A 26,740-nucleotide genomic window follows, 5' to 3' on the forward strand; every position below is an offset into this window, starting at 1 on the left:
AAATCAACGTCCGGATTAGTGTTTAAAGTGTCTTACGCCGGTCGTGACCATTGCCAGACCGTGGGCATTGCAGTAATCGATCGAATCCTGATCGCGTACTGAACCGCCAGGCTGAACCACCGCCGTTATACCCGCTTGGCCAGCAATTTCAACGCAGTCTGCAAAGGGGAAGAACGCATCCGATGCCATAACCGCTCCGTTCAGATCGAAGCCAAACGAACCCGCTTTTTCAATCGCCTGTCGGAGCGCATCGACGCGGGAAGTCTGTCCCACACCACTCGCCAGCAACTGATCCTTATTCGCCAGTACGATCGTGTTGGACTTTGTATGCTTGCACACCTTCAGCGCAAATTCCAAAGCCTGCATTTCGGCATCGGTCGGCGCTTTTTGCGTAACGACTTTGAACTGACCGGTCGTTTCCGTCTGATTGTCCTTATCCTGTTCCAGAACCCCGTTCAGAATGGTTTTGAACATGACGGTTGGCAGCGCAACCGCGTTCCGTTTCAACAGAATCCGGTTCTTTTTCGATTTCAGCAAGGTCAATGCTTCCGGGGCAAAATCGGGCGCGATCAGGATTTCCATGAACAGCTTGTTCAGTTCTTCCGCCGTCGCCAGATCAACCGTTTCGTTCGTGATCAATACACCACCAAAAGCCGAAACCGGATCGCACGCGAGCGCATTCAAATACGCTTCTTTGGGGGTCAATGCCGTGGCAATACCACAGGCATTGGTGTGCTTAATAATTGCGAACGTACTGCCTGCCGACGCCTGAAATTCGTCGATCAAGCCCACACAGGCGTCAACGTCGACCAGGTTATTGTAGGACAGTTCTTTGCCATGCAGTTTTTCGAACATGGCTTCCAGATTGCCGTAGAACGTCGCCTGCTGATGCGGATTTTCGCCGTAGCGCAGATGATTGGCGGGTAGGTGTTTGAAATCGGTAATGGCTACCGCCGATTCGCTCTCTGCATTTGACTTGGCAAAATACGCCTGAATGGCAGTATCGTACTGCGATGTTACGGCAAACGCTTCCTTGGCATACTGCCGCCGGTCGCTGAGATCCGTTGCTCCTTTTTTCTCGTCCAGTAGTTTTACCACATCGGCGTACTGGCTCCTCGACGAAACGATCAGCACATCGTTATGATTCTTGGCCGCAGCCCGAATGAGGGAGATGCCACCAATGTCGATTTTTTCAATGATATCGTCGTCCGAAGCGCCCGACGCTACTGTTTCCTCAAACGGATACAGATCCACAATTGCCAGATCAATGGGTGGAATGCGGTGCCGTTCGGCCTGCGCCAGATCTTCGGGTAACTCACGACGGTAGAGAATACCTCCCATTACGGCTGGATGAAGTGTTTTGACACGACCGCCAAAAATGGAAGGGTATCCGGTCAGGTCTTCAACGGCCGTAACTGGAATGCCAAGTTGTTCAATAAATGCCTGGGTGCCACCGGTTGAATAGAGCTGTACATTGTGTTCGTGCAGAAGCCGTACCAGTGGTTCGAGACCGTCTTTGTAATAAACGGAGATCAGCGCTGAAGAAATTTTGAGGGACATGCTGTCGGGTGAAACAGCTATAGTGCTGTTTCTGAAAATGGTGATCAAGTAAAGCGAAACAATGAAGACCTGTTTCGAACTGATGCACAAAGATAACCAAAGGTCTTAACTTTGTCTGCCCAGCGCGCGAAAGCCTGATCTTGCCAAGGCGTCATTGAGTAAACGGGTATTATCTGAATGAGTACATTTAAAAAATTAGCCGGTGATACGGCTCTATACGGCGTCAGTACTATTCTTGGGCGAATGCTCAACTTTGCGCTGGTGCCGCTGCAAACCTACGTTTTCAAGCAGCCGAGTGAAATGGCCTCCAACGTCGAGTTATACAGTTGGGTCGGCATTTTGCTGGTTATTTACACGCTTGGGCTCGAAACGGCCTTTTTTCGGTTTACCGCCCGGTCGGGTGGAGCCAGCAATCCGGAGGATCGGATACGGGTATTCAACGAAACGCTCAGTATCGTTATCGCGGTTAGCGTCACGTTTACCACGGCGATCATACTACTGACTCCGCAGATTGTCGTGTGGCTGGGTTATCCGGGGCAGGAGTTGTCTGTTATCTGGGTTGCGCTTATTGTGGCCATTGATGCCATTATGGCGATTCCTTTCGCGCGGCTACGGGTCGAGAATCGGGCGCGTCGGTTTGTTCAGGCAAAGATCATCAACATTCTGATTGTCGTTTTCCTGAACGTTTTTTTTCTGATTATTTGCCGGGATATCTATGCGGAAAAATACCTGTCGTTTCTTAAACCGGCAATCGACCTGATCTACTACCCCAGCATTGGCCCCGGCTATATCCTGCTGGCTAACTTAGTGGGTAACGCTACCTATTTCGTTCTGCTGCGGGATGCCTTTTCCGGGTTTCGCTTCCAGCTCAATAAAGAACAGACAAAGGTACTTCTTGCCTATGCCGCACCACTCATGCTGACGAGTCTGGCCGGACTAATCAATTCCATGACCGACCGGCTGTTTTTGCAACACTGGCTTCCCGAAGGTTTTTACCGGGGATTGACCAGTAAAGATGCGCTGGGTATCTACGGAAATTGCCTGAAACTGTCCGTATTTATGGCGCTGGTGATCCAGTCGTTTAAGTTTGCCGCCGATCCGTTTTTCTTCTCCCGCGCTGAAGACAAAAACTCCCCCAAACTGCTGGCCGATGTTACAAAATGGTTCATTATCGTTTGTGTACTGATCTGGGTGGGCGTCAGCCTGAACCTGGATATTGTCGGGTTGCTAGTGTCGAAAAAGTATCGTTCCGGCCTGTCCATCGTGCCGTTGCTGTTACTGGCTAACCTGTTCCTTGGCGTCTATTACAACATTGCGTTCTGGTTCAAGCTCAGCGATAAAACGCAATTCGGAACGCTCATCACCATCGTTGGAGCGTTGATCACGGTTGCAGGAAACATTATCTTGATTCCGATTATTGGCTACATGGGCTGTGCGGTCGCGTTTCTTGTATCCAGCTTCGCCATGATGGTCATTTGTTACGGGCTGGGGGAGAAGTATTATCCCGTTCCGTACCATGTAAAATCGGCGGTGGGCTATATTCTGGGGGCGGGTTTGCTGATCTACGGGTCACAACAAGTGGAAATAGCCAATTTGTGGTTGTCTGTACCGTATCACATGGCCCTGTTCGGGCTGTTTTTTGCGGTCGTTCTAGTCGTTGAGCGCAGCACGTTCGTGCCCGCTTTGCAACGACTACGCAAACCGAAAGGCGCTGTTCCTACGCCCGTTGGCCCTACCGACGAGCCGATAAGTAAGAAGTAAAGAAGTCGGGTAATTGAGATAATTCAGTTGGTTGCCCAACGTGAATTACCTAACAACTATCGCTTGTTTCTTACAAATCCGGTCGTAAGTTTTCGGTGGCGACGCGGGCGGTGCGACTGCGAACCGCTGATGTCATGAAGAAGCCGACCGCCGTTCGACCGCTGGCGTTGGCATTCACAATATTCGTTGGCACATTAGCCGGCGGGGTAGCAAACAGGCCACCATTCGAAAGCTGCGTTTGTAGTTCCTCCCAAAAGTTAAACGCTTCCAACGTCAGCGACTGTACTTCCACTTTCACCACATCATCGAACGCATACAAGCTATCCGGGTTGATCGACCGACGGATTGGCGCGATAAAAATCAGGCCGTCAGTATTCGCGTTTCCGCGAAACGAGCCATCCTGCGACGTAATAATGTCACGGGCTCTATTAGCCAGCACGCCATTCCGAAAATAGCGAATCCGGTAGTAATCGGTCGCTCCGGCTATATCCTGGGCGTAAAACTGAGCCCGGTAGCCTTCCGTTTTTGATAAGGGATTGATCTTCACTTTGGAAAATACCAGCGAATCAACCGTCGGCACACGGTTCATTCTGGACGTGGCGTTGTACGTTTCCCCCTGAAAATTGATCCGGAGCTGATAGGTACGGCCAATATGCCCCAGCGTGTCCGTGGCTGACCGTGGCTGCCAGACGTAATAACCGTCGTTATCGGGGTCAGTAAAGGCAAATGTCTTTCCCGCATCATCCAACACGGTGACCGTTGCGCTGAGTGCGGCCGGGGGCGTACTGCTGTTGAAATAAGCCGCCGTCTGCGTGAGTCGTATCGTCTGCGGCCCCGGCAGATCGGTCAGAACCGCATCGACCGACAACTGTGTCGGACCCGTAGTAAGCTTGGCATCGATGACCGTCTCGCACCCTGACAGACTACAGAGAGCAAGCAGATAAAAGGCTAACGGATATAAGAAGGGGAGTCGTTTCATCATCTAAACTTGTTATGGAGCTGAATACCTGTAGTATAGGCAAGTACGACGCCCCTTAGAATTTGAAGTTGTAGGTCACGGAGGGGATCACCGTAGCAAACACGGAATATTTGATTGCTTCCGTTACTCTTGGATTGTCTTCGTTGGGTTGAAAAAACACGGAAAATGGATTCTTCCGCCCATAGGCGTTGTAGACCGAGAACACCCAGTTGTCATCTTTGCGCTTGCCGGGTCGTTTGCGCCCCTGTAGCGTGGCTGCCAGATCGAGCCGGTGGTAGGCCGGAATTCGGTAATTGTTGCGTCCGTCGATGACCTGACCAACCTGCCCCTGAAACTCGAATCGATTGGTTGGGAACGTGGCCGGTGTGCCACTGGCAAGGGTGAATGTCGCCGAAAAATTCCAGCGTTTCGCGCGCGGTGGATCGAACAGCAGGACCGATGTTAGTGTGTGTCGTTTGTCGAAGCGCGTGGGATACCAGTCGTTGTTATTGATACCCGCAACCTGCCGTTCCGTTTTTGCCAGCGTATAGCTAATCCAGCCGTTGACGACGCCCGTGTTTCGCTTCACGTAAAATTCGGCACCGTAAGCCCGACCCCGACCACTCAACAAATCCCCTTCCAGGTATTTATTCAGAATCAGACTTGCCCCGTCGATGTAATCGATCTGATTTTGAAGCCATTTGTAATAAACCTCAACTGATGCCTCAAATTCCTGACCTGTTCGGCCAAAGTTTTTGAAATAGCCGCCAGCGATCTGATCGGCAATCTGTGGACGAATATTGTTGGTAGAAGGTGTCCAGATATCCAGTGGCGTTGACGCGGTGGTGTTTGAGATAAGGTGGATATACTGCGCCAGTCGGTTGTAACTTAGCTTGAACGAGCTGTTATTAGCCAGCTCATACTTGGCCGCAAAGCGCGGTTCCCAGTTGCCGTAGGTCTGGATCATATTCTTTCCCCGATAAGCAACGGTCGTAATAACCGTCCGTCGTTCGCCAGCGGGAACATCCGTCTGAAACGTGTATGCTTCGCCCGGTCCAATGTAGTTGAACAGCGAATAACGAAGCCCGTACTGAAGTTGTAATTTCGACGTAACCTGTTGCTCGTTACCAATGTAGAGCGCATTTTCCAGCCCGTATTTACTTTCCAGTCCAAAGGTGCGAATGCTGCCTAAACTGGCTGCCGTTGCCTTGCCCGGCTGAAAATCGTGCAGGATAGACTGTCCGCCGAAGGTGATCGTGCTCTTACCCAGAAATAGGGAAAAATCGGGTTTTATGCTGTAATCGACAATTCGCGAATCGGTCTTGAAATAGTCATTTGGCCGTTTCTGCTTCAGATCGGAGTTGAGCGAGTAATCGTAATTGCTGTAATACGCCGTTGTGTTCAAAAACAGACGATCACTGAATACGTGGTTCCAGCGGGCCGAAACCGTTGTATTGCCCCAGTTGAATCCAAAGTCGGACCCGAAGACATCACGACCCAGATAGCCGGACAGATACACGATATTTTTGTCGTTGATGCGGTAATTTCCTTTCGCGGTTAGGTCGTAAAAATAGAATTTGGCACCTTTCAGATCGCTGTTCAGAAAAGGTTGCGCCAGAATATCGGCATAAGAACGCCGGGCCGCTATGATGAACGAACCTTTGCCGTTGAATAAGGGACGCTCATACGACAAACGACTAAAGATGAGGCCTATACCGCCGTTTAACTCCGGCTTTTTTGCGTTTCCTTCCTTTAGCCGCACATCAAGGATCGAGGCAATCCGACCGCCGTAATTTGCCGGAATACCGCCTTTGATGAGCTTGACGTCTTTAACCGCGTCGGGATTGAATACGGAGAAAAAACCGAACAGGTGCGACGAATTGTAGACAGGCGCTTCATCCAGCAGCACTAAATTCTGATCGATGCTACCCCCCCGAACGTTAAATCCTGTTGCCCCTTCGCCAACGGTCGAAACGCCGGGAAGCAGCTGAATGCTTCGAATAACATCTACTTCGCCCAACAGTGCCGGAATGCGTTTCAGCGTTTTGACATCAATCTGATTAACGCTCATCGCGATATTCTTGACGTTATCGTCTTCCCGTTTGGTCGAAACGACCACTTCCTGCAATTGCCGACCTTCTTCCTTTAATTCGAGGTCGAGCCGAATATTCCGATCGGTCAACGCTATCGTTTTCGTCTGTTTTTCGTAGCCGACGTAGGAGATAACCAGGTTGTAGTTACCGGGCGGCATGGTTACGGCGTAGAAGCCGTAATTGTTCGTGACCGCACCGGTGTTGGTTTCCTTAACGAACACCGATACGCCAATCAGCCCTTCGCCGTTGGCCGCGTCCTTTATGTATCCACTAATGGTCAGTTGAGCCGAAGCTGCTTTATCCGCATTACCCGCCCGAACACTTACATTCTGATCGGTCTGGGCTCGCACGATGTGGCTGCCTGCCAGCGTAAGAAACAGGACGAAGAACGTATTGAGTACATTGTTTTTCATTCGGTTGTTAGTAAATTACCAGACGGGTGTTTTTAATGAACCCGTCATTTTTACAGAAATGCAAAAGTAGGTCAGGTCTGGTTGGGCTTCACAGAAAAATAGATAAACCCACCGAATTGAGGGCTGAACGGCACCGTTTATCGTAGTAAATTACTAGTCCATCAGGGTATGAATGAATTGTATCCGGATGGATTTCCGCTTTTAACTGTTTTATCAACTAGTCTCATGCGCTTTATCCTTGTTATTTTAGTCCTGTTATCAAACATTGCCGTTGCCCAGTCTTTGTTGTGGGAAGTATCCGGAAATGGACTTAAAGAACCGTCTTACCTGTTTGGCACTTATCATATCCTGAAAGACAGTTACCTCGACAAAACCCCCACGGTAAAGACGGCTTTTAACGCGGCTCAGGGCATTGTGGTCGAAACAACCATCGATTCATCGGCGATGTTGAGCATGGCGATGCGGGCCATCATGCCGGGAAACAGCCTGAAAAAACTGCTTTCCGACGCTGATTACAAAGTAGTAGCTGACGAGTTTAAACAGGTTACGGGCTACGATCTGGCCATGTTCAACCAGATGAAGCCCATCATGACGGCTACGACGCTTACGATGAGTTACGCCGAGAAAGAAGTGGATACCCTGAGCAAATTTACCGGGCAGCCGCTCGATCTGTATTTTGCTACGGAAGCCAAAAAACGGGCCAAGGTTTTAACACCACTCGAAACGATGGAACAGCAAATGGCCTTTCTGTTCGATCACGATTCCGTAGAAAAGCAAGCGGCTGATCTGGTTAAACTGGTGAAAGAGAAAAAAGAGCTGGAAGACCAAAGTAAACACCTGACCAATCTATACCTGGCCGGTGATCTGGATGGCATGTGGAAGCTGAGTCAGGCGCACGAAAAAAAGCACGGCGATCTGTCATACCTGGTTAACGAGCGGAACCAGACCTGGATGGGAAAACTCCCTACACTGATGGCACTCCGACCAACCTTCGTGGCGGTTGGTGCGCTGCATCTTCCCGGCCCTACTGGATTGATTGCTCTATTGCGTAAAGGCGGATTTCTGGTGAAACCGTTGTGATCGGGTTCGCAATCAAGCAAACGGGGAGGCCGGTTCGTTAACCAGTCTCCCCGTTTGCTTGATCAAGTCATTTTATAGTTTGTCCCGCAGATACTCCGCCGTGTAATTCGCATCGGTCATTTTGACCATTTCTTCAGGCGTGCCCGTAAAGGTGACATAACCGCCCGTTTCACCACCTTCGGGACCGAGGTCAATAATGTAATCGGCGCTTTTGATCACTTCCATGTTGTGTTCGATGATGATGACCGAGTCGCCCTGATTGACGAGCGCGTTAATGGCCGAAAGTAATTTACGAATGTCGTGGAAGTGAAGACCCGTTGTCGGTTCATCGAAAATAAACAGCGTGCCGCCCTTGTTTGGATTGCCTTTGCTGAGGAACGAGGCCAACTTAACGCGTTGCGCTTCACCCCCGGACAGCGTATTGGCCGATTGACCCAGACCGATGTAGCCCAGGCCGACATCCTGCAAGGGTTGCAGTTTGTCGGCCATTTTGGGTTCTGATTTCCGGAAGAAGTCGATCGCTTCGTCTACCGTCATCTCCAGAATATCGGCGACATTTTTATCATGTAGCGTCACTTCCAGCACTTCCTGCTTGAACCGTTTTCCACCGCAGCCTTCGCACCGGAGGTAAATATCGGCCATGAACTGCATCTCGATCTTCACTTCGCCTTCGCCCTGACACACTTCGCAACGCCCACCATCAACGTTAAACGAGAAGTGACTTGGCTTGTACCCCCGCGATTTGGAAACGGCCTGGTCGGCCATCACCTGACGCAGATAATCATAGGCTTTTATGTATGTGACGGGGTTAGAGCGACTCGATTTTCCAATTGGATTCTGATCGATCATTTCAACCGATGATATCCGGTCGAGGGAGCCACTCAGGCTGTCGTATTTACCGGATTCTTCAGCGGCATCGCCCTTCTCACGCATAAGTGCGGGGTACAGCACCTTCCGAATCAGCGTACTCTTGCCGGAGCCCGATACACCCGTTACAACCGTCAGCATATTGAGCGGGAACCGAACGTCAACGTCTTTGAGGTTATTCTCACGAGCCCCTTTCAGTTCGATAAAATTCGTTCCTTTCCGGCGGAATTTGGGTACTTCAACAATTTCGCGGCCAGTCAGAAAGTCTAGCGTGTGGGATTGGTGAGTAACCGCTGTGTCCTGATCGTCGCTACCGATTTCCAGTCGTCGGGCCGCTTCGTCCTCAATCGTGTCCCACGTTCCTTGGAAGACCAGATGTCCGCCGAGAATACCCGCGTCAGGGCCAATATCGATCAACTGATCGGCGGCCCGCATGACTTCTTCTTCGTGTTCAACGACGATCACCGTGTTACCCATATCGCGCAGGGATTCCAGAACGCTGACCAGTCGTTTCGTATCGCGTGGGTGCAGGCCAATGCTAGGCTCATCCAGAATGTACATCGAACCAACCAGCGCAGAGCCAAGCGATGTCGCCAGTTTAATGCGCTGATACTCACCACCGGACAAGGAGTTGGTCAGGCGATTGAGCGTCAAATAACCTAGCCCAACGCGTTCCATATAATCAAGGCGGTTCCGAATCTCGATCAGAATACGGTTAGCGATCTGCCGTTGCTGGTCAGGGAGCTGAATGTCGCGGAAGAACGTAGTTACCTGGGCGAGCGGCATCAGCACCAGATCCGTGATGGACTTACCGGCAATTTTTACGTAGCCTGCATCCTTACGCAAGCGCGAACCCCGACACTCGGGACACGTTGTTTTACCCCGATAGCGGGACAACATTACCCGGTACTGCACCTTGAAGGTCTGGCTTTCGACGTAACTGAAAAACGAATTCAGACCGTCGAAATACGTGTTTCCTGTCCAGAGTAACTCCTGCTGAGCGGGCGAAAGTTCTTTGTAGGGGCGGTGAATCGGGAAGTCGAAGCGGATGCCATTCTTGAGCAACGGTTTCAGAAACTCCTGATTCATTTTCTCGCTGCGCCAGGGCGCAATGGCTCCTTCAAAAACCGACAGATTCTTATCCGGAATGACTAGATCCGGATCGATACCCAAGACCTTGCCAAAGCCATCGCACCGCCGACACGCACCGTATGGGTTGTTGAACGTAAAGAGGTTGACGCTCGGCTCTTCGAAGACGATACCATCCAGTTCAAACTTATCCGAGAAAACGCGGGATTGACCCGGATCATCGCCCCGGCCCACAATGGCTACGCGGCAGGTGCCTTCGCCTTCGTTGAACGCCGTTTGAACCGAATCCGAAAAGCGGTACTGGTTATCTTCATCGGGATTCCCCTTGTCGTCGTAGATAACGGTTCCGCGGTCAATGAGGATTTCGAGCGACTCATACGATAGGTTAACACCGCCCTCCTTCGTTTCATCAGTCAACAAATCTTCTATCTGGAGCACTTGCTGACCCGTCGGTGATGCGGCATTCTGACCGCCATCGACTACGATCCGGGTGTATCCCTTCTGAAGCAGGATCGTCAGCTCATAGGCCAGCGTCTTGTCGTCGCGAATGCGGAGCGGAGCCAGAATCATTACGCGCTGACCAGCCTCAAAACTATACATGAAGTTGACAACGTCCGTAACCGTATCCTTACGTACTTCGTTGCCCGACAGGGGGGAATAGGTCACACCCGCCCGGCCAAAAAGTAGTTTCAGATAGTCGTAGATTTCGGTCGAGGTGCCGACCGTTGAGCGGGGGTTGCGGGTCGATACTTTTTGCTCGATGGCAATAGCGGGCGAGACCCCCTTAATGTATTCGACCTCAGGCTTTTCCATCCGGCCCAGAAACTGACGGGCGTAGCTGCTCAGGCTCTCGACATACATGCGCTGCCCTTCGGCAAACAGGGTATCGAACGCCAACGACGATTTTCCCGAACCCGAAAGTCCGGTCAGCACAACTAATTTATTGCGTGGAATAGCGACGTCAATTCCTTTCAGATTATGTACTTTCGCCCCTTTGATGATGATAAACTGCTTGGGGTCGAGGTGATCAACCGACTGGATGTGTTCGGCTTTCGTGGTTTGAGTCATTCTTCGTAAACAGGGTAAACTCTATCTAGATTTTAACGGTTTATTTGACGATATGGTTTCTCTTGAGCGATATTCTTGAGGGGACTTCCCGCAATATTAAACCGTAGTTGACGGACCGATGCAACAACCTGGTATTTATGCCCGTATTGGGTAACGAGAGTAATGGAGTTTGCAACTGAAGATATCATTCGCCTGAGTGCCGCGCTGCTTATTGGCGGACTGATTGGAATAGAACGGGAGTATCACGGCAAATCAGCGGGCTTCCGTACGATGATCATGATTTGTGTCGGGTCCGCTTTATTTACGCTGGTATCGGGTCGCATGGGTTCGGGTACCGCCGGCGATCGTATTGCCGCTAACATTGTCAACGGCATTGGTTTTCTGGGAGCGGGCATCATCTTTCGGGACGACAACCGGGTAAAAGGCTTGACCACTGCGGCCACGGTCTGGGCGGTGTCGGCCCTGGGCATGTGTCTGGGTAGTGGTCATTACGACATTGCCCTGATCGGGTTCGTATTTATTATCAGTTCTCTGCTGTTTCTGAACCGGTTTGCCCGCCAGATTCAACGGCTGAACCAGACCCGGGATTACAAGATCGTCACCCAGTTTCGGAACAAGACGCTCAGCCAATACGAAGAATTCTTCGAGGAGTGTGGTCTATCGCCAACCCGTAGCCATCAGCAGCGGATTGGTACCGAAATAATTGGCCAATGGCGCGTGGATGGGACGGAAATAAACCACGAAAAGTGCATTAAACGTTTGTTAAACGATCCTGAAGTAAAAGAATTTACGTTTTAATTTCGTTACATTCGGGACGCTGGATAGTAAACGGTCAACAAGTCAATTAATCCTGTTTTAGTCCGTAGTCTGTACCAGCTTCCTATTTACAAAAACCGACCATGAGTTATAGTCAGAAGTTACTGTTTGTTATCGCTTTATTGAGCAGTAGCGTTGCGTTCGGGCAACTAACAGAAGATCCTGAAGATCGCCGGGATCAGGGCAAAGACCCGCTTAAAACACAAACTGTAGACGGGCAGCCCTTGCCGTTTTCGCAACGACTGCGGTTTGGTGGTGGCATCAACGGATTTCGTTTCGGCAATCCGTTCAGTCTCGGTGTTTCGCCAGTTATCGCGTATCAAGCCACTGAGCACCTGATCGTTGGGATTGGTGGAACATACAATTATACGCGTTACAAGCCTTATTTTAATGGCGTTGGTAACGTTGGCGGACAGACCTATAACCAGTATGGTGGCAGAGCGTTTGCTATGTACGAATTTATTCCATCCATACTGCCCAATCTCTATTTACACGGAGAAATAGAGAACAGTACGGTTCAGCAAAAGATCGATGGCGTCGGTGGTAGCTATACCGGACAGGTGACCGCACCACTGGTTGGCGTTACGTATTCGCAGCCAATATCGCGTCGGTTCGGGGTGAACCTGACCGCGCTGTATAACCTGAATTATGATGCTAATGCGGGTCTATCTCAATATGTATACGGCAGCCCGCTTGTTATTCGGCTGTCGTTCTTCTAGAGTAAGCATCCTCTAAGGCAAAGAAGGCGTTTCCCATCCGGAGACGCCTTCTTTGTTTAAATCCTTACTGAATTTTGGCCCAGATCAGTTCCGCAATTCGATCCATTCCTGAATCGTTCGGATGCGCTGCCACGCCCGGATTCGTATACTGGCTGGCGAAATACTGCCCCTGACCGACCATACAGCTTAAATCAACGAGCGTATGGCCTTTTTCCGCCGTCACTTTTCGTATAACAGCGTCGGTTTGTGGCCGATACCAGACACTTGTTGTTATAACGATCTTCACCGGCTGGCCGTATGTAGCCAGTCGATCCAGAAGCTGCTGAAACTGTGACTCGAAATGACGGCTCTGAACGTCATCATCGGCTACGTTTTCACCGAGTCGGACAATGATTAAATCGGGCTTGATCTGTTGCAGCGGAGCGTTGAATTCATCGATGCTGTAGGTGGCCTTACCGTAATCGCGTTCGAAATCGACACCCAGCTGAAGATTGACGCTCGCTGGTGGGTAAAGTTTTGTAAAATGACCCGAGAGCAGATGAACAAAATCTTTTTCGGGGGCCGATGCCGCCGTCCCATTCGTATTGTCTTGCGGGCTGGGGTCACCTCCGTTCGACTGCTTCTAGACACGGTGTATGTGTTGGGATTGGCGGGTTTGTTCGTGATGGCCGTGTCTTACCTGGCCGCTGATACGTATAACCCGTTTATCTATTTCCGATTCTAACCAGTGCCTTGGCTGCCGTTTAAAACACCCCGATTCATGACCGCATGACGGTAAAAACTGAAAGAGCGCTCCTGCTTTATGATAACACGAATACGACTCAAACTGACTGCTTTTCTCTTTGCTGTCCTGCTGTTTTTACCCGGTGTCGACCAGCTTCTGGGACTTTCGGCGCGATTCAGTAGTACTGAGAACCGTCAGCTGAGGCCGATGCCTTCGTTACACTTTCCGCACGTTCGCAGTTTTGCGCATCAGTTCGATCCTTATTACAAAGAGAATTTTGGCTGGCGAAATGCACTGTTCTATCTCTACAGCCGCTGGAAGTTCTGTGTGTTGGGCGTATCGCCATTACCGGAAAAAGTAGTAATAGGGAAGAAGGGCTGGCTTTTTTTAGGGAATACGGGCAACAACGTGCTGGACCAGCATCGCGGATTATAACCGCTTTCGGTCGATTCTGCCCGACTCATCGCCAGTCATCTGGTGCAGCGTCAGCAGGAGCTAAAGCAACAGGGAGTAGAGTTGTATGTGCTGGTTGCACCAGATTCGCATACCATTTACAGTGAGTACTTGCCAGACTATCTACATCAACAGCCGGCGGTCTCCCGACTGGATAGGCTTAAGCAGGAAGTAGCCAAAACGGATCTGCACTTTACCGATCTTCGGGATACACTCCGGATCGCTAAACGCAGTCACGTCGTTTATTATCAGACAGATACCCACTGGAACGAGTATGGAACGCTGGTGGGCTGCGCGACTCTGCTCAAAGCCGTTAAACAGAATCGACTTAGTTTGCCGCCCGTTCGACTATCGAATTACCGTATTGAAAAGCAGCAACGTGGCGTTTCCGGCGATCTGATTAACATGCTGATGCTCCAGGATCGGTATCCGACCGATAGGTTCTGCTATGCCATTAAACCCGTTCCCAACTATATGGGTCGGCAGGTTTCCGTTGTACTGGATAAGGAGACGGCTCTGCCTTCCACACGGTTCATGGGGGCTGGCTCCGACAAATTATTGCTGATCGGTGATTCATTCAGTGAAGGGATGATGCAGTACCTCGCCGGCTACTTTCACGAATCGTATTTTGTCCGTGACAGTAAGCTAGACCGTTCTCTGGTGAAGACGGAACACCCGGCTATTGTCGTTATCGAGATCGTAGAACGCAACATCAGCCAACTGGCCAGATTCTGAAGCGTTTCCACTTGCTTCATTGACCCAGTAGTCAGTCAGCCGCTTTTTCGGCGATTCAGGCCTGTTTTGCCGCACGGTTGGTCGTCCGATGTCCATTAATCGTTGCCTGCGGCTCGATTCAGAAGACCCAGTCGACGGCTGCGCCATGAAGTTTTGCGCAAGCCGCCAGAATCCGTAGTTCCATTTTTATGTCTGGTCCACCTGTCTCCAGAAGCAGAACAGACACGGAAGAATCGGCAGAACGTCTATTCCAATGATGATGTAATCGAAGATTATGGTGAATGGGTGTAGTTTACTTTATTATTAAGGTACGATTAAATTGTCTTAAAATTATTCCAACGCCTATCTGTACCAGCTTGGCTGGGAATTGTTGTCATGTCGTTTCCAAATTCGAAAAACGCGTTTAAAAGAATTCTTAAACAAAGGCCAAAGATTCCAACTTTTCAGAGGAATGGAAGGCTGTTTCTCGTGGATGACGGCCAAAACCAGCACCTTAAAATACGATAGAACTACTTAATGAAAGGAAACGTATGGACAAAATACGTGTACTGGCAACTGGCTTACGCTTTCCCGAAGGTCCGGTTTTTGACGAAACCGGTTGCCTGTGGTGTGTAGAGCAGGAGGGGGAAGGCTTGTTTTGCCGGAACTTAAATGGAGAAATACTACGAGTTCCAACGGGCGGAAGGCCCAACGGAGCAACCGTTCGCGATGGCTATGTGTGGTTTTGTGACTCAGGGCAGCATGCAATCCGACGGCTAACGATCAGCTCAAAAGAGGTAGAGACAGTACTTGATCGAATCGGGGCAGACCCGCTGCAATGGCCTAATGATCTGCACTTCGATCAACGGGGGAATTTATTGTTTACATGCCCCGGTTCTTCCGAAGACGACATGCCGGGCTACGTGGCTGCCTATTCGCCGGATGGTTTGGTTGAGATCGTTGCTGATGAACTCAATTACCCGAACGGATTGACGTTGTTGCCGGGTAGTCAGACATTGCTCATTTGTGAAACGCACAAGCAGCGTATCTGGCAGGGCTATTGGGACGAAGAAAGCTTGAGCTGGGAGAATATTAGCGTCTGGACAACCGTGATCGATGTTCCGGATGGCGATTCAATTCCCGGACCCGATGGGCTGACGGTTGGTCCGGATGGTGACGTGTACGTAGCAGTTTTTGGGGCCGGGCTGATCAGGGTGTTTTCGGCGGATGGATACTTTAAACGGGACATTACGTTACCGGGACAAAACCCGTCCAATTGTGCGTTCGATCCGTCGGGTGAGCTGGGGCTGATTGTCACTGAAACAGAGCGGGGTGAACTGCTAAGTATCACATGGTGAGCAACTTGCACTAGTTTATAAGCAGAAAAGGGAATCATAGCTGATTCCCTTTTCTGCTTATAAACTAGTGGTAAACTTGGTTCCTACTTATGTAATTCAGCCAGAACGGTGACGCCACCTTTCATGCGATCACCAATCTTTACCTTGACGTCAGCGTCGAGAGGGACAAAAACGTCAACTCGTGATCCGAATTTGATGAACCCCATCTCCTCACCCTGATGAACAGGCTGTCCTTCCCGAACATACCAGATGATGCGTCGGGCCACCGCACCGGCAATTTGGCGAAATAGGACTTCTACACCGTTGGCCAGTTCAATAACTACGGTCGTGCGCTCGTTTTCGGTGCTGGATTTAGGATGCCAGGCTACTAGGTATTTGCCCGGATAGTACTTGAAATAGCGGACAATGCCCGTGACCGGATTTCGATTGACGTGTACGTTGAGCGGAGACATAAAGATCGAAATTTGCCGCCGGTTGGACTTGAAATATTCGTCTTCGCTGGTCTCCTCAATAACGACAACTGTACCATCGGCAGGTGCAATCACCTGGGACTCATGAAAGGTTAATTCCCTGGTTGGAACGCGAAAGAACTGTACGATCAACCCGAACAGAATTAAACTGGCTATGACCAACAACACGATAGCTGTCGTGTTATCGGAGAACAGAAAGAAGTAGGCCAGCAAATCCAGAGCCAGCAAAACCAGCCCTGTCGTGATCATTATGGTGTAACCTTCGCGGTGTAAGCGCATAGAAAGAACGTAGACGTTAAATGATGAACAGGAGACGAGAGACTTGCATCACTGGTTCGCCTGTAATCCAGCGTATTCTATCTAACGTCTATTTAAGCCACAAAGTTAATAGCCCCCGCGGAATTTATACGTACTGGAGACTTTATCAATGGCTACAATATAGGCCGCTAAGCGCAAAGGAACCTGAAACCGCTGTGATGTTTCGAATACACGGTCGAAGGCATCTTTCATCGCCCGATCGGCCCGGCGATTGACGCGGTCCAGTGTCCATTTGTAACCGATGCGGTTCTGAACCCACTCAAAATAAGAGACCGTAACACCACCGGCATTGGCCAGAATGTCGGGTACCACCAGAATCCCTTTGCTATTTATTATCTCGTCCGCCGACGCTGAAGTTGGCCCATTGGCTCCTTCAACAATCATTCGGGCCTGAATCGAAGCCGCGTTATCGTCAGTAATGACATCTTCCTTGGCCGCTGGCACCAGCACGTCGACGGCCAGTGACAGCAGTTCTTCGTTCGATATTTTTTCTGCCCCGCCGAATCCCTCGAGCGTGCCTTTATTCCCGTTCCGATAGGCTACGGCTGCGGTAATATCGATGCCGGCTGCGTTGTAATAACCACCGGAAATATCACTGACGGCTACCACCGTAACACCCCGTTCGTGAAGCAGTTCAGCCGCAAACGAGCCGACATTGCCAAATCCCTGTATAGCTGCTGTAGCCCGGTATGGATTCATCCGGAGTTTATCCATAGCAGACAGGGCGGCTACCGTAACACCGCGACCGGTGGCCTCCGTACGGCCCAGCGAACCGCCCAGCACCAGGGGTTTACCGGTAACTACATTGTTGACCGTCATGCCCTTCGCTTTTGAATATTCGTCAACAATCCAGGCCATTTCGCGTGGACCCGTGCCCATGTCAGGCGCTGGAATGTCGCGGTCAGGACCAAACACGTCGAGCATCGCAACGGTGTACTGCCGGATAAGCCGCTCAATTTCTCCCGCCGACATGTCGCGTGGGTTACAGGCAATGCCCCCTTTAGCACCGCCGTAAGGAATGTCGACAACGGCGCATTTCCAGGTCATCCAGGCGGCCAGCGCTCGAACTTCGTTCAGGTTGACGCCCGGATCGAGCCGAATGCCTCCCTTGGACGGTCCTAGAATGTTGGAGTGAATAACCCGGTAACCTTCAAACACTTTGATGGCTCCATTGTCCATCGTAACAGGGAGGCCGACAATGACTTGCCGGGCCGGTACTTTCAGAATATCGTACATTTCGTCCGAAATGCCCAGCAGACGGGCAGCCGCGTCGAAGCGCGACATCATGGACTCAAGGGGATTCTCTTTATCTTTTATTGGGGCTGGTTCAATGTATGCCATGGCCATAGTTTTACTTCACGCTAATAAACCATTTCTGTTAATGAAGTGTGTTGCAAAATTAACAAAAGCGCTGTATTATTATGAAAACTATATTTATTCTAAAATTAATCTAATATAAAAATCCCAATAATAATTTACCCCTATACGTATTGCCAAAATTGTAATATACTGATAGTAGCCACTACAAAAGAAAAATCGGTAATTGGTTATTATGACAACTTGATAAAAATTTACAGAAAACACATTCTTACTCAGTGGTACATTGAAAATCAGCGTAGAAAGCGTTAATTTTGAGAATTAGTACACACCCTGTCTATTACCAGCTATTAACTATGGTTCAGGAAGAAAAGAACCGCTACTCGGAGGATGACCTGAAAGAGTTTGAAATCTTGATCGGTCGGAAACTGGAAGCAACCCGTAGTGAGTTGAATTATATTAAGGAGACACTCAGCAAACGCAATGATAGTGGCACGGATAATACATCCGGCAATTCTAAATTGCTCGAAGATGGTGCCGACACCAGCGAACGTGAAAACCTTAGTCAATTAGCAGCCAGATTGCAGAAATTTACGCAACAACTTGATGCCGCTATGGTGCGGATCAAAAACGGGACATACGGTGTTTGCAAGGATACCGGAAAATTGATTCCGAAAGAGCGTCTGCGAGCTGTACCGCACACGCAGCAGACAATCGAGGCCAAGTTGCGCCAGTCGAACTAGCGTTTGCTAACCAAATCATCTAGCCAGTCTGTCGCCGATCAGGGTGTACAGATAGTTTGCTGACGTCTAAACACACGTAATTAGAAAGGTCTGGTGGCTAGTCCATCGGACCTTTTTGTTTTCTGAAAACGGTTAAAACGCTAAAGAAACTCACGGTCATTCGACGCATGGATTGGATGAACCCTCCAGCCAGTGTAAAAAGAAAGGCAACTAGTTGGCATAACAAGGATAGGATTAGGCCTTAACGCTATAATTTCTAAACAAAATGAGCGGTTTTTGGTAAATAACGCAGAGTAAAACTAAAAATCGACAATCATGCTGGAACGCCTTGAAGAAGTTCGGGAAAATATATTCCGCTATCTGGAGGCTCGCATCGAGTTATTCACGCTCGAAACAAGGAGCAAAGTGGAGGAAGGGGTTGTAGTAGGGATTCATGGCGTCGTATTGGCGCTCTTGGGTACTATGACGCTTATATTCTTATTTAGTCTGCTGGCCGCGTACCTGAACGAGGTAACCGACAGCCGGTATTTGGGTTTTCTGATCGTAGCCGTCTTTTTTCTTGTGTTAACTATAATCTGGGCGACCGCCAGTAATTTCGTTAAATCGAAAATTAGGGTAGCTGCTTATAGCGCCATTAAAAAAAGTCAGGAAAAAAAGACAGAGGAAAAATCGGAAGCTGTCCACGACCTGATGGAAAAAACACGGGCGAGTTTGAACGAAAGTGGTCGCCTACCTCGGTAACCGAAAAGAGTTAACCTATTAATTACAAGCTACATACCTTACGTTAAGGAAACAGATTATGGAAGATCCTAAGGTTTTTTTTGCTGATACAACCGCCCGACGGGCGCAGTTGATGGCCGCGACTGAGCGATTCAAATCGTCAATTACCGACAGTGTTGATACAATAAAAGATGATGCTGCTGAAGTTGGTAAAACGGCTGCATTTGTAGCAGGTGTTGGTTTAGCCGTATATTTGGTAGTAAATGCCATTCTGCCTAAGTCGGATGAGTACCGGTACGCCGAAAAATACGGAGAACCGGATGACGATGATTTCAGCTACTATGAGGAGCATGAAACCGAAGGAGGGCCATCGGCGTACCCAACTCGTAAGGCAATAAAGCAGCAGGCGGAAAAGACACAAAAAACAGCGGCCACGAGTGGCTTAATCGGTGGTTTGATAACTACCGTGTTAACAAATATTGCCCGCGAGCAGCTAACCGGCTTTTTAGCCCGTATCCGTCAGAATAATGCGATCAACCCAACCGCAGACCCCACGATTGGAAGCGAATACCACCAGAAGGCACCCACTCGGCCTGCAGACTATACTACGGACTTATAAATCATATGGTCGGAAAGCATTGGCCGTCTTGCTTGATCCTGATAAGGTCAGTCAAGACGGCCTTTCCGTATTATTAACGCAAACGAAGCAGTACGCGGTTGACCTGTTTCTGGTTGGTGGCAGTTTAGTTACCGATTACGCCCACAAAGAAGTCATTGCTTCCATTCGTCAGCACACCGATATTCCAGTCGTTTTGTTCCCTGGCAATCCACTGCACATTGAACCGTCGGCTGATGCTATCCTTCTTCTTTCGCTCATTTCGGGCCGAAACCCTGAATTTTTGATTGGTCAGCACGTGATTGCCGCTCCGCTCCTGAAGCGAAGCGGCTTAGAAATACTGCCGACTGGATATATGCTTGTTGATAGTGGGACGCAGACAACCGTTTCATACATTAGTGGTACGACGCCACTACCCCACGATAAACCCGATGTTGCAGCCTGCACGGCCATGGCGGGAGAGATGCTGGGCTTGCAATTGCTCTATTTAGATGCCGGAAGCGGTGCGCGCTGGCCGGTTCCGGCCGCTATGATTGCCGCCGTACGTGCTGCCGTTGACACGCCTATAATCGTTGGTGGGGGTATCAACTCCGGGGAGAAAGCGTATAATGCGTTGAAAGCAGGTGCCGATGTAATTGTCGTTGGCAACGGAATCGAGCAGAATCCGGATCTGTTACCCGAATTATCGGCCGTAATCCGGGAATTTAACCAGTCAGTCGTACAAGCTTAATCCATGAAAGCTACTACTTTTCTATGCCTCCTGGGCATCGTTTTTTTGGTGCCCTCGGTCCGTACCGTTGCTCAGTCGAACAGTAAGTTAGTCTATACCGTTGTGGAGCAGCAGCCTGAATTTCCGGGTGGCAAGGCCGCGTTAAGCCGCTACCTGGCTGAAACGATTCGGTTTCCAAGCTCCCTGATGCGAAAAAATTACAACACTGGATTCGTGTCTGCCAAGTTCATCATCGAGAAAGATGGCTCCGTACGTGACGTTCGAATCACGACGAAACCCCTCGACAAAAAGGCGCAGAAAGGAATGCAGGATTTTATGACGACCATTATTACGGCCGTGGAGCAAATGCCTCGCTGGCAGCCGGGCGAAGTGAAAGGCCAACCGGTTGCCGTCTTTTACACGCTGCCGATAGAAGTTAACGTTCAATAAGAACTAACAAAAAAGCCGCCTGATAACAGGCGGCTTTTTTGTTAGACGTTCATCAGCGATTCCCGACGGCGCATTTTGCCGGCCGGAATGCCAAACATCATTTTAAACCGGCGGCAGAAATAAGCCGTGTCTTTGTAGCCAACTTCGGCCCCGATACCACGAATACTCTTCTTGCTCGTGCGCAACAGCCCTACGGCTGCCTCCATGCGTTGGTATTCGATATAATCCTGTGGATTGATACCCGTCAGCATTTTGAAATACTGACCAACGTAATCTTCGGAAACGTTCGCTACATTGGCCAGAACTTTGTTTGACAGATCACCACCCAGATTTTCCTTGATATAGGCGAATATATCGATTAAGCGAGGATCTTTAAAATATGTACTGTTGGTAACCAGCTGCTCGACGAACAGCCGATTTTTCAGAATATACCGGACAACTTCAATAACGATTTCTTCGGTTTTGATCTTGACGATGCGCCCTTTCCCGGCCAGATCCGTCATGTCTTCCGCCAGAATCTGATCGATCGTGTTGGCCAGATGATCTTCCCGTTTGATGATGAATGGCGGCACGTCGAGTGAATTGAAAAAATTCACCGAATCGAAGACCTTCGCTTCAAAAGAGACATAGCCGAACGAATTTGGCAGATGACCGATGAGCTTAGGATCGTGATTACCTTCCCAGTACGTTTCCCGGTGCGTCATAAACTCCTCATTCGAGACAGTTTTAGAGGTTGTGGGGTCTCCGTAGGTCACAGTGACGTGTTTGCCGCCCGGAATGAAAAGCATATCGCCCACGTCAACCCGAACGCGTTCCTCGCCAATCGACACTTCGCCGTTATATAAGATCAGCAGCGTATTCTCAACATCATAGAAATTTTTGATGGTGATCGGCTGCAAAATCCGAATGTTACGGGCCTTAATAAATTTAACGCCCAGCGACTCAATGATTTTATTATAATCTTCCATAGCTGAAAGGGGAGTGCGTGTGAATGCTACATGCTCTCAAAGTTGCACAAAACTAATAATTTGTACAAAACTAATACAAGTATAAAAGTTTCCAAAAAATAAAAAAAATAGTGCGTATTCGTATCGAACACGCACTACCCCTTTTAAAAAAATTCTATTTTACTAAGAAAACACTTATCGGATGAGTTCGCGGGCAATTACCAATTTTTGGATTTCGGATGTACCCTCGTAGATCTGTGTAATTTTCGCGTCGCGCATCAACCGCTCCACGTGGTATTCCTTTACATAACCGTAGCCACCGTGTATCTGAACGGCTTCTGTCGTTGCCCACATCGCCACATCCGACGCAAATAATTTGGCCATCGCTGCGGCTTGAACGTAATCTTTATGCTCGTCTTTTAGCCGTGCCGCTTTGTAAACCAGTAACCGTGCCGCTTCAATTTTGGTCGCCATTTCAGCCAGTTTAAATTGAATAGCCTGATGGTCAAATATTTGTCGGCCAAAGGCTTTGCGTTCCTGTGCATACTTCAGCGATAACTCGTAGGCACCAGCCGCGATACCCAGCGCCTGAGCCGCAATACCGATTCGGCCACCATTCAGCGTTGACATCGCAAATTTGAAACCAAAACCATCTTCTCCGATTCGGTTTTCCTTGGGTACTATAGCATCCGTGAACAGCAGAGAGTGTGTGTCAGAAGCCCGGATTCCCATTTTATCTTCTTTCCTGCCAACAACAAAACCGGGCGTTCCCTTTTCAACGATCAGGCAATTTATTCCCCGATGTTTTTTCTCCCGGTCGGTTTGGGCAATGACCAGACAGATACCGGACGAGTTGCCGTTGGTAATCCAGTTCTTAGTGCCGTTTAGTAAATAATAATCACCCTTGTCTTCGGCAGTGGTGCTTTGCGAGGTCGCGTCGGAGCCGGCTTCGGGTTCGGACAGACAAAAGGCACCGAGGGTTTCGCCCGTAGCCAATCGGGTCAGGTAGGTTTGCTTCTGCGCTTCGGTGCCGAAGGCTTCCAGTCCGTAACAAACCAGTGAATTATTCACCGACATGATAACGGAAGCAGATGCGTCAATTTTAGAAATCTCCTCCATCGCCAGCACATAAGCCACTGTATCCATGCCACCACCCCCGTACTCGGGTGAAACCATCATTCCCAAAAAACCCAGCTCACCCATGCGCTTGACCTGTTGCGCGGGAAAACGAGCTTCATTGTCACGTTCAACAATGCCGGGCAAAAGTTCATTCTGAGCAAAATCGCGGGCGGCTTCCTGAACGGCCAGGTGTTCTTCCGATAAATTAAAATTCAATCCCTGTAACTCCAGCGCTGCCGTTGCCATCTGAATTGCTTTGTTTTAGTGAGTTGTAACCGCTTGTTGTGAATTGTGTAAAGATAAGAAAAAGTTGAATGAATAGTATGCTTGCATACTATTCATTCGAACAGAAGTACAACTAATTCGGCAACGCAGGCTGGTTTCTGTTCACCGGCGACTTCAAATACACATTCAATAATGGCTCTGACGCCATTCGTACTTTCGTTGCTGTTTTGTGGCTCAACGTGGTGTAACCAGGCTTTCATGCGTAGCTGACTGCCAACGGGCACGGCATTCGCAAAGCGAATTTTGTTGGCTCCGTAATTGACCCCGAGCTTTACTGTGTCAACCCGATACAGTTCAGCCAGTAGCTTGGGGGCCAGCGAAAGGGTTAGAAAGCCGTGCGCAATGGGTGCTTTATAGGGTGATTCACGCGCTGCCCGCTCCGGATCGGTATGAATCCACTGGTGGTCACCCGTCGCTTCGGCAAATAAATTAACCGACTCCTGCGTGATGGTTAGGTAGTCCGTTTCGCCCAGAGGCTGGCCTGCGTGTGCGGCAAATTCGGTTAGGTCTGCAAAGACTTGCATAGGTATGTAAGAATAAAGAATGATTGGTGAATACGGCCGCAGATGAGTGTCTTACGGCATTGTTTTGCAACTTTGTAGGAATGAGTAACAGGGCCGACACCGAATTTTTCGAGTTTGAGAACAACCGACTGGCCTACCGGCGATTTGGCAACGGAACGATTACGCTACTGGCTTTTCATGGTTTCGGGCAATCGGGTCAAGTATTTTCCGCGCTCCAAAAGTCACTCGGCGAACGATATACCATTTTGGCGATCGATTTGTTTTTTCATGGCCAAAGCAGTTATCATACTACCCAACTGTTGAGCAAGCCCGACTGGGCGCGGTTGATCGATGCTTTTTTACAACTACGTCAGGTCAATCGATTCTCACTGGTGGGTTTTAGCCTGGGCGGTCGATTTGCGCTGGCAACCGTTGAATCGTTTGCCATCCGAATTGATCAACTGGTGCTGATTGCGCCGGATGGCATCACGCGCAACGTATGGTACTGGATAGCAACCGGCTCGTCTGCCGGGCGCTGGCTATTTCGGCGCTTGCTTACCCATTTGCCCTTGCTCAACGCAGTTGGACACGGCCTCACGAGCATCGGGCTGTTAAACCGAACGGTCATGCGCTTCGTCGAGATTTCGTTAAGTACCCCTCAACAGCGTGAACGGGTTCATGTGAGCTGGACACAGTTTCGCCTGATCAAGCCTGATCTCGATCAAATCCGCGGTCTACTGCATCAGTATCCGGTGCGGGTTCGTTTTTTTACGGGCGCTTTCGATCGGATCGTGCCAGGTCGATACATTCTTCCACTGACTAAACAGCTTCATCACTACGAACTAACTGTTTTTCAGACGGGGCATAACCATCTCATTGAACTAGCTGGTGAGCAGTTGGACTAACCTCCTTTTCGCGTCCCGATTATTTTAGTGCCCGCTGAACAACCTGCCACAGACCAGCAATGGACACGATAACCAGCACGACGACAATAATTTGCGTCCAGCTGCTCTGATTCGGGTTTTCCAGTAAGGTCCGGATCTCGTGCGCTTCGTGACCCGACCAGATGGCTAGTAATGTGCGGGGAGCCATACCAAGCATACCGCCCAGCAGAATATTTTTCAAGTGGGCCCCTGATAGCGCAAACAATAAATTGGTCAGGCCGAAGGGAAGAATAGGGGAGAGCTTGGCAAAAAAGATAACTTCTAACTCCTTGTCCAAAATGCGATCGAGCACCGATTGCGCCTTAGGATTTCGTCGTAAAAATTGAATAAACCGATCATGGTCGAGCCAGCGAACGAGTAGGTTGATAAATAATATACCACCCATGTTGATCGCGAATAACGGCAAAACGGCCTGCCAGCCTAGAAAATAACCGAAGATCAGGGCCAGCATGGTTGGAGGAGTTAACGCGGCCGATGTGATCGAGCAGATCAGCGTGATAACGGCCCATTCCCAGGCCGTGAAATTGGCAATAGCGGCTTCATGGACTACGGCGTAATAGGTCAGCAGTGACGTAAACACAATGGGTGTTACCGACAGAACGATGCCTGCAACGACTGGACCGGTGAGGTTCTTGAGAATGGCTGATTTCACAATATAGCAAACTACGAAAGGCGTGATGTGTTTTTGGTGATTCTCTCGTGCATAAAGGCTGAGGGATGCGGAACATTACTCCGCTTTCTGTCCGACGGGCCGAATGTCCACGTTACTTTGTTACCTTCGGGCATGAAATTCGGAACCAAAGCCATCCATTCCGGTGTAGAGCCGGACCCAACGACGGGCGCGATCATGACGCCTATTTATCAGACATCGACCTACGTTCAGGAGTCGCCGGGGAAGCACAAGGGGTATGAATACGCCCGGACTCAGAATCCAACGCGGAATGTCCTGCAAACGAATCTAGCCGCTCTCGAAAATGGTAAACACGGTATCTGTTACTCATCCGGATTAGGCGCGACCGACGCGATTCTGAAGCTGTTTAAGCCGGGTGATGAGATTATCGCCAGCAACGACCTGTACGGCGGCACCTATCGGATCATGGTGCGCGTATTTCAGGAATTCGGGCTTACCTTCAAATTTGTCGGCTTGGAGAATCCAGCGAATCTGGAAGCGGCTATTACGCCAGCCACAAAAATGGTCTGGATCGAAACCCCGACGAATCCGTTATTGCGTCTGGTCGATATTGCGGCCATTGCGGCCATCACCAAACCGCGCAACATCCAGCTTGTGGTCGACAATACATTTGCCTCGCCGTATCTACAAAATCCCCTCGATATGGGCGCTGACGTGGTCATGCATTCGGTTACGAAATACCTGGGCGGTCATTCGGATACGGTTATGGGCGCTATCGTGTTGAACGACGACGAAACGGCTCAGCGACTGGCGTTCATTCAGAATGCCTGCGGGGCTGTACCGGGACCACAGGATTGCTTTTTGGTGCTTCGGGGTATAAAAACGCTGCACGTTCGGATGCAGCGCCATTGCGAGAATGCCATGAAGGTCGCCCAGTATCTGGAACAACATCCCAAAGTGAGCCAGGTCTATTACCCCGGTCTGGAGTCGCATCCCGCTCACGAGCTGGCCAAGAAGCAAATGCGTGGCTTTGGTGGTATGCTATCGTTCGAGCTGAAAGGCGACTCGATGCCCGAAGCCGTTCACGTGATGGAAAGCTTCCAGGTGTTTTCGCTGGCCGAATCATTGGGGGGCGTCGAGTCACTTTGCACACATCCTGCCAGCATGACCCACGCCAGTATTCCGAAAGAAGAACGCGTGAAGAATGGACTTAAAGACACGCTCATCCGGCTGAGCGTTGGCATTGAAGACGTTGAGGACCTGATCCAGGATCTGGAACAGGCAATCGGGTAAGT

General features: G+C 49.8%; 26 protein-coding genes. 15 read left to right on the forward strand and 11 right to left on the reverse strand.

What is annotated here, in order from left to right:
• Positions 1-15 precede the first annotated feature (15 nt).
• The gene (gene purH / locus GK091_RS26830; protein ID WP_164043820.1) at positions 16-1,560 is read right to left on the reverse strand and encodes a bifunctional phosphoribosylaminoimidazolecarboxamide formyltransferase/IMP cyclohydrolase; all 1,545 of its coding nucleotides are present in this window, start codon (positions 1,558-1,560) and stop codon (positions 16-18) included.
• 177 nt (positions 1,561-1,737) lie between these two features.
• On the opposite strand from purH, the gene GK091_RS26835 reads away from it, so the two are divergent.
• Positions 1,738-3,321 (forward strand): polysaccharide biosynthesis C-terminal domain-containing protein, encoded by a 1,584-nt coding sequence (locus GK091_RS26835; RefSeq protein ID WP_164043821.1) that lies wholly within the window; start codon positions 1,738-1,740, stop codon positions 3,319-3,321.
• A gap of 70 nt (positions 3,322-3,391) precedes the next feature.
• On the opposite strand, the gene GK091_RS26840 is transcribed toward GK091_RS26835, so the two are convergent.
• Both GK091_RS26840 and GK091_RS26845 read right to left on the reverse strand, forming a co-directional pair.
• Positions 3,392-4,300: a DUF4249 domain-containing protein gene (locus tag GK091_RS26840; protein ID WP_164043822.1), complete on the reverse strand. Its 909-nt coding sequence runs from the start codon at positions 4,298-4,300 to the stop codon at positions 3,392-3,394.
• Positions 4,301-4,355: 55 nt separating this feature from the next.
• The gene (locus GK091_RS26845) at positions 4,356-6,785 is read right to left on the reverse strand and encodes a TonB-dependent receptor (protein ID WP_164043823.1); all 2,430 of its coding nucleotides are present in this window, start codon (positions 6,783-6,785) and stop codon (positions 4,356-4,358) included.
• Positions 6,786-7,010: 225 nt separating this feature from the next.
• Between GK091_RS26845 and GK091_RS26850 the strand changes: the two genes are divergently transcribed.
• On the forward strand, positions 7,011-7,865 hold the full coding sequence (locus GK091_RS26850; RefSeq protein WP_164043824.1) for a TraB/GumN family protein: 855 nt from the start codon (positions 7,011-7,013) through the stop codon (positions 7,863-7,865).
• 72 nt (positions 7,866-7,937) lie between these two features.
• Here the strand turns inward: GK091_RS26850 and uvrA are convergent, their stop codons facing one another.
• Complete coding sequence (uvrA, locus tag GK091_RS26855; protein ID WP_164043825.1) at positions 7,938-10,889, reverse strand: excinuclease ABC subunit UvrA; 2,952 nt, start codon at positions 10,887-10,889, stop codon at positions 7,938-7,940.
• A gap of 162 nt (positions 10,890-11,051) precedes the next feature.
• Here uvrA and GK091_RS26860 point away from each other — a divergent pair, with 162 nt between their 5' ends.
• Positions 11,052-11,687, forward strand: coding sequence for an MgtC/SapB family protein (locus GK091_RS26860; protein ID WP_164043826.1), 636 nt, complete (start codon positions 11,052-11,054; stop codon positions 11,685-11,687).
• Positions 11,688-11,788: 101 nt separating this feature from the next.
• The gene (locus GK091_RS26865) at positions 11,789-12,424 is read left to right on the forward strand and encodes a hypothetical protein (RefSeq protein WP_164043827.1); all 636 of its coding nucleotides are present in this window, start codon (positions 11,789-11,791) and stop codon (positions 12,422-12,424) included.
• Positions 12,425-12,488: 64 nt separating this feature from the next.
• On the opposite strand, the gene GK091_RS26870 is transcribed toward GK091_RS26865, so the two are convergent.
• The gene (locus tag GK091_RS26870) at positions 12,489-12,962 is read right to left on the reverse strand and encodes an SGNH/GDSL hydrolase family protein (RefSeq protein WP_164043865.1); all 474 of its coding nucleotides are present in this window, start codon (positions 12,960-12,962) and stop codon (positions 12,489-12,491) included.
• Here GK091_RS26870 and GK091_RS26875 point away from each other — a divergent pair, their 5' ends adjacent.
• The 4 genes from GK091_RS26875 to GK091_RS26885 all read left to right on the forward strand — a co-directional run bounded on the left by GK091_RS26875 (position 12,963) and on the right by GK091_RS26885 (position 15,673).
• Positions 12,963-13,148, forward strand: coding sequence for a hypothetical protein (locus GK091_RS26875; protein WP_164043740.1), 186 nt, complete (start codon positions 12,963-12,965; stop codon positions 13,146-13,148).
• Positions 13,149-13,226: 78 nt separating this feature from the next.
• Complete coding sequence (locus tag GK091_RS29765) at positions 13,227-13,583, forward strand: hypothetical protein (RefSeq protein WP_246202442.1); 357 nt, start codon at positions 13,227-13,229, stop codon at positions 13,581-13,583.
• Positions 13,584-13,625: 42 nt separating this feature from the next.
• Positions 13,626-14,336 (forward strand): alginate O-acetyltransferase AlgX-related protein, encoded by a 711-nt coding sequence (locus GK091_RS29770; protein ID WP_317166368.1) that lies wholly within the window; start codon positions 13,626-13,628, stop codon positions 14,334-14,336.
• Between the two features lie 530 nt (positions 14,337-14,866).
• On the forward strand, positions 14,867-15,673 hold the full coding sequence (locus GK091_RS26885) for an SMP-30/gluconolactonase/LRE family protein (protein ID WP_164043828.1): 807 nt from the start codon (positions 14,867-14,869) through the stop codon (positions 15,671-15,673).
• Between the two features lie 83 nt (positions 15,674-15,756).
• On the opposite strand, the gene GK091_RS26890 is transcribed toward GK091_RS26885, so the two are convergent.
• On the reverse strand, positions 15,757-16,422 hold the full coding sequence (locus GK091_RS26890) for a phosphatidylserine decarboxylase family protein (protein WP_164043829.1): 666 nt from the start codon (positions 16,420-16,422) through the stop codon (positions 15,757-15,759).
• Positions 16,423-16,527: 105 nt separating this feature from the next.
• Entirely contained in the window at positions 16,528-17,802 is a 1,275-nt protein-coding gene (locus GK091_RS26895) for a Glu/Leu/Phe/Val family dehydrogenase (RefSeq protein ID WP_212593014.1), read from the reverse strand.
• Between the two features lie 332 nt (positions 17,803-18,134).
• Here GK091_RS26895 and GK091_RS26900 point away from each other — a divergent pair, with 332 nt between their 5' ends.
• The 5 genes from GK091_RS26900 to GK091_RS26920 all read left to right on the forward strand — a co-directional run bounded on the left by GK091_RS26900 (position 18,135) and on the right by GK091_RS26920 (position 21,016).
• A complete protein-coding gene (locus tag GK091_RS26900; RefSeq protein WP_164043831.1) occupies positions 18,135-18,521 on the forward strand; it encodes a TraR/DksA family transcriptional regulator in 387 nt (128 codons plus the stop codon).
• A gap of 315 nt (positions 18,522-18,836) precedes the next feature.
• Positions 18,837-19,262 (forward strand): phage holin family protein, encoded by a 426-nt coding sequence (locus tag GK091_RS26905; RefSeq protein ID WP_164043832.1) that lies wholly within the window; start codon positions 18,837-18,839, stop codon positions 19,260-19,262.
• Positions 19,263-19,320: 58 nt separating this feature from the next.
• A complete protein-coding gene (locus GK091_RS26910) occupies positions 19,321-19,860 on the forward strand; it encodes a hypothetical protein (RefSeq protein WP_164043833.1) in 540 nt (179 codons plus the stop codon).
• Positions 19,861-19,888: 28 nt separating this feature from the next.
• Positions 19,889-20,587: a geranylgeranylglyceryl/heptaprenylglyceryl phosphate synthase gene (locus GK091_RS26915; RefSeq protein ID WP_246202446.1), complete on the forward strand. Its 699-nt coding sequence runs from the start codon at positions 19,889-19,891 to the stop codon at positions 20,585-20,587.
• A gap of 3 nt (positions 20,588-20,590) precedes the next feature.
• On the forward strand, positions 20,591-21,016 hold the full coding sequence (locus GK091_RS26920) for an energy transducer TonB (protein ID WP_164043835.1): 426 nt from the start codon (positions 20,591-20,593) through the stop codon (positions 21,014-21,016).
• Between the two features lie 41 nt (positions 21,017-21,057).
• Here the strand turns inward: GK091_RS26920 and GK091_RS26925 are convergent, their stop codons facing one another.
• The 3 genes from GK091_RS26925 to GK091_RS26935 all read right to left on the reverse strand — a co-directional run bounded on the left by GK091_RS26925 (position 21,058) and on the right by GK091_RS26935 (position 23,891).
• Positions 21,058-21,984 carry an AraC family transcriptional regulator gene (locus GK091_RS26925; protein ID WP_164043836.1) on the reverse strand — a complete coding sequence of 309 codons (927 nt, stop codon included), beginning with the start codon at positions 21,982-21,984 and terminating at the stop codon, positions 21,058-21,060.
• A 174-nt stretch (positions 21,985-22,158) separates the two neighbouring features.
• On the reverse strand, positions 22,159-23,328 hold the full coding sequence (locus GK091_RS26930) for an acyl-CoA dehydrogenase (RefSeq protein WP_164043837.1): 1,170 nt from the start codon (positions 23,326-23,328) through the stop codon (positions 22,159-22,161).
• Between the two features lie 92 nt (positions 23,329-23,420).
• Positions 23,421-23,891 carry a MaoC family dehydratase gene (locus tag GK091_RS26935; RefSeq protein ID WP_164043838.1) on the reverse strand — a complete coding sequence of 157 codons (471 nt, stop codon included), beginning with the start codon at positions 23,889-23,891 and terminating at the stop codon, positions 23,421-23,423.
• Between the two features lie 80 nt (positions 23,892-23,971).
• Between GK091_RS26935 and GK091_RS26940 the strand changes: the two genes are divergently transcribed.
• The gene (locus tag GK091_RS26940) at positions 23,972-24,775 is read left to right on the forward strand and encodes an alpha/beta fold hydrolase (protein WP_164043839.1); all 804 of its coding nucleotides are present in this window, start codon (positions 23,972-23,974) and stop codon (positions 24,773-24,775) included.
• Between the two features lie 19 nt (positions 24,776-24,794).
• Here the strand turns inward: GK091_RS26940 and GK091_RS26945 are convergent, their stop codons facing one another.
• The gene (locus tag GK091_RS26945) at positions 24,795-25,466 is read right to left on the reverse strand and encodes a TVP38/TMEM64 family protein (protein ID WP_164043840.1); all 672 of its coding nucleotides are present in this window, start codon (positions 25,464-25,466) and stop codon (positions 24,795-24,797) included.
• A gap of 132 nt (positions 25,467-25,598) precedes the next feature.
• On the opposite strand from GK091_RS26945, the gene GK091_RS26950 reads away from it, so the two are divergent.
• The gene (locus GK091_RS26950) at positions 25,599-26,738 is read left to right on the forward strand and encodes a cystathionine gamma-synthase (protein WP_164043841.1); all 1,140 of its coding nucleotides are present in this window, start codon (positions 25,599-25,601) and stop codon (positions 26,736-26,738) included.
• The last annotated feature ends 2 nt before the right edge of the window (positions 26,739-26,740 follow it).

This window comes from Spirosoma agri, from assembly GCF_010747415.1.
Lineage (GTDB): Bacteria > Bacteroidota > Bacteroidia > Cytophagales > Spirosomataceae > Spirosoma > Spirosoma agri.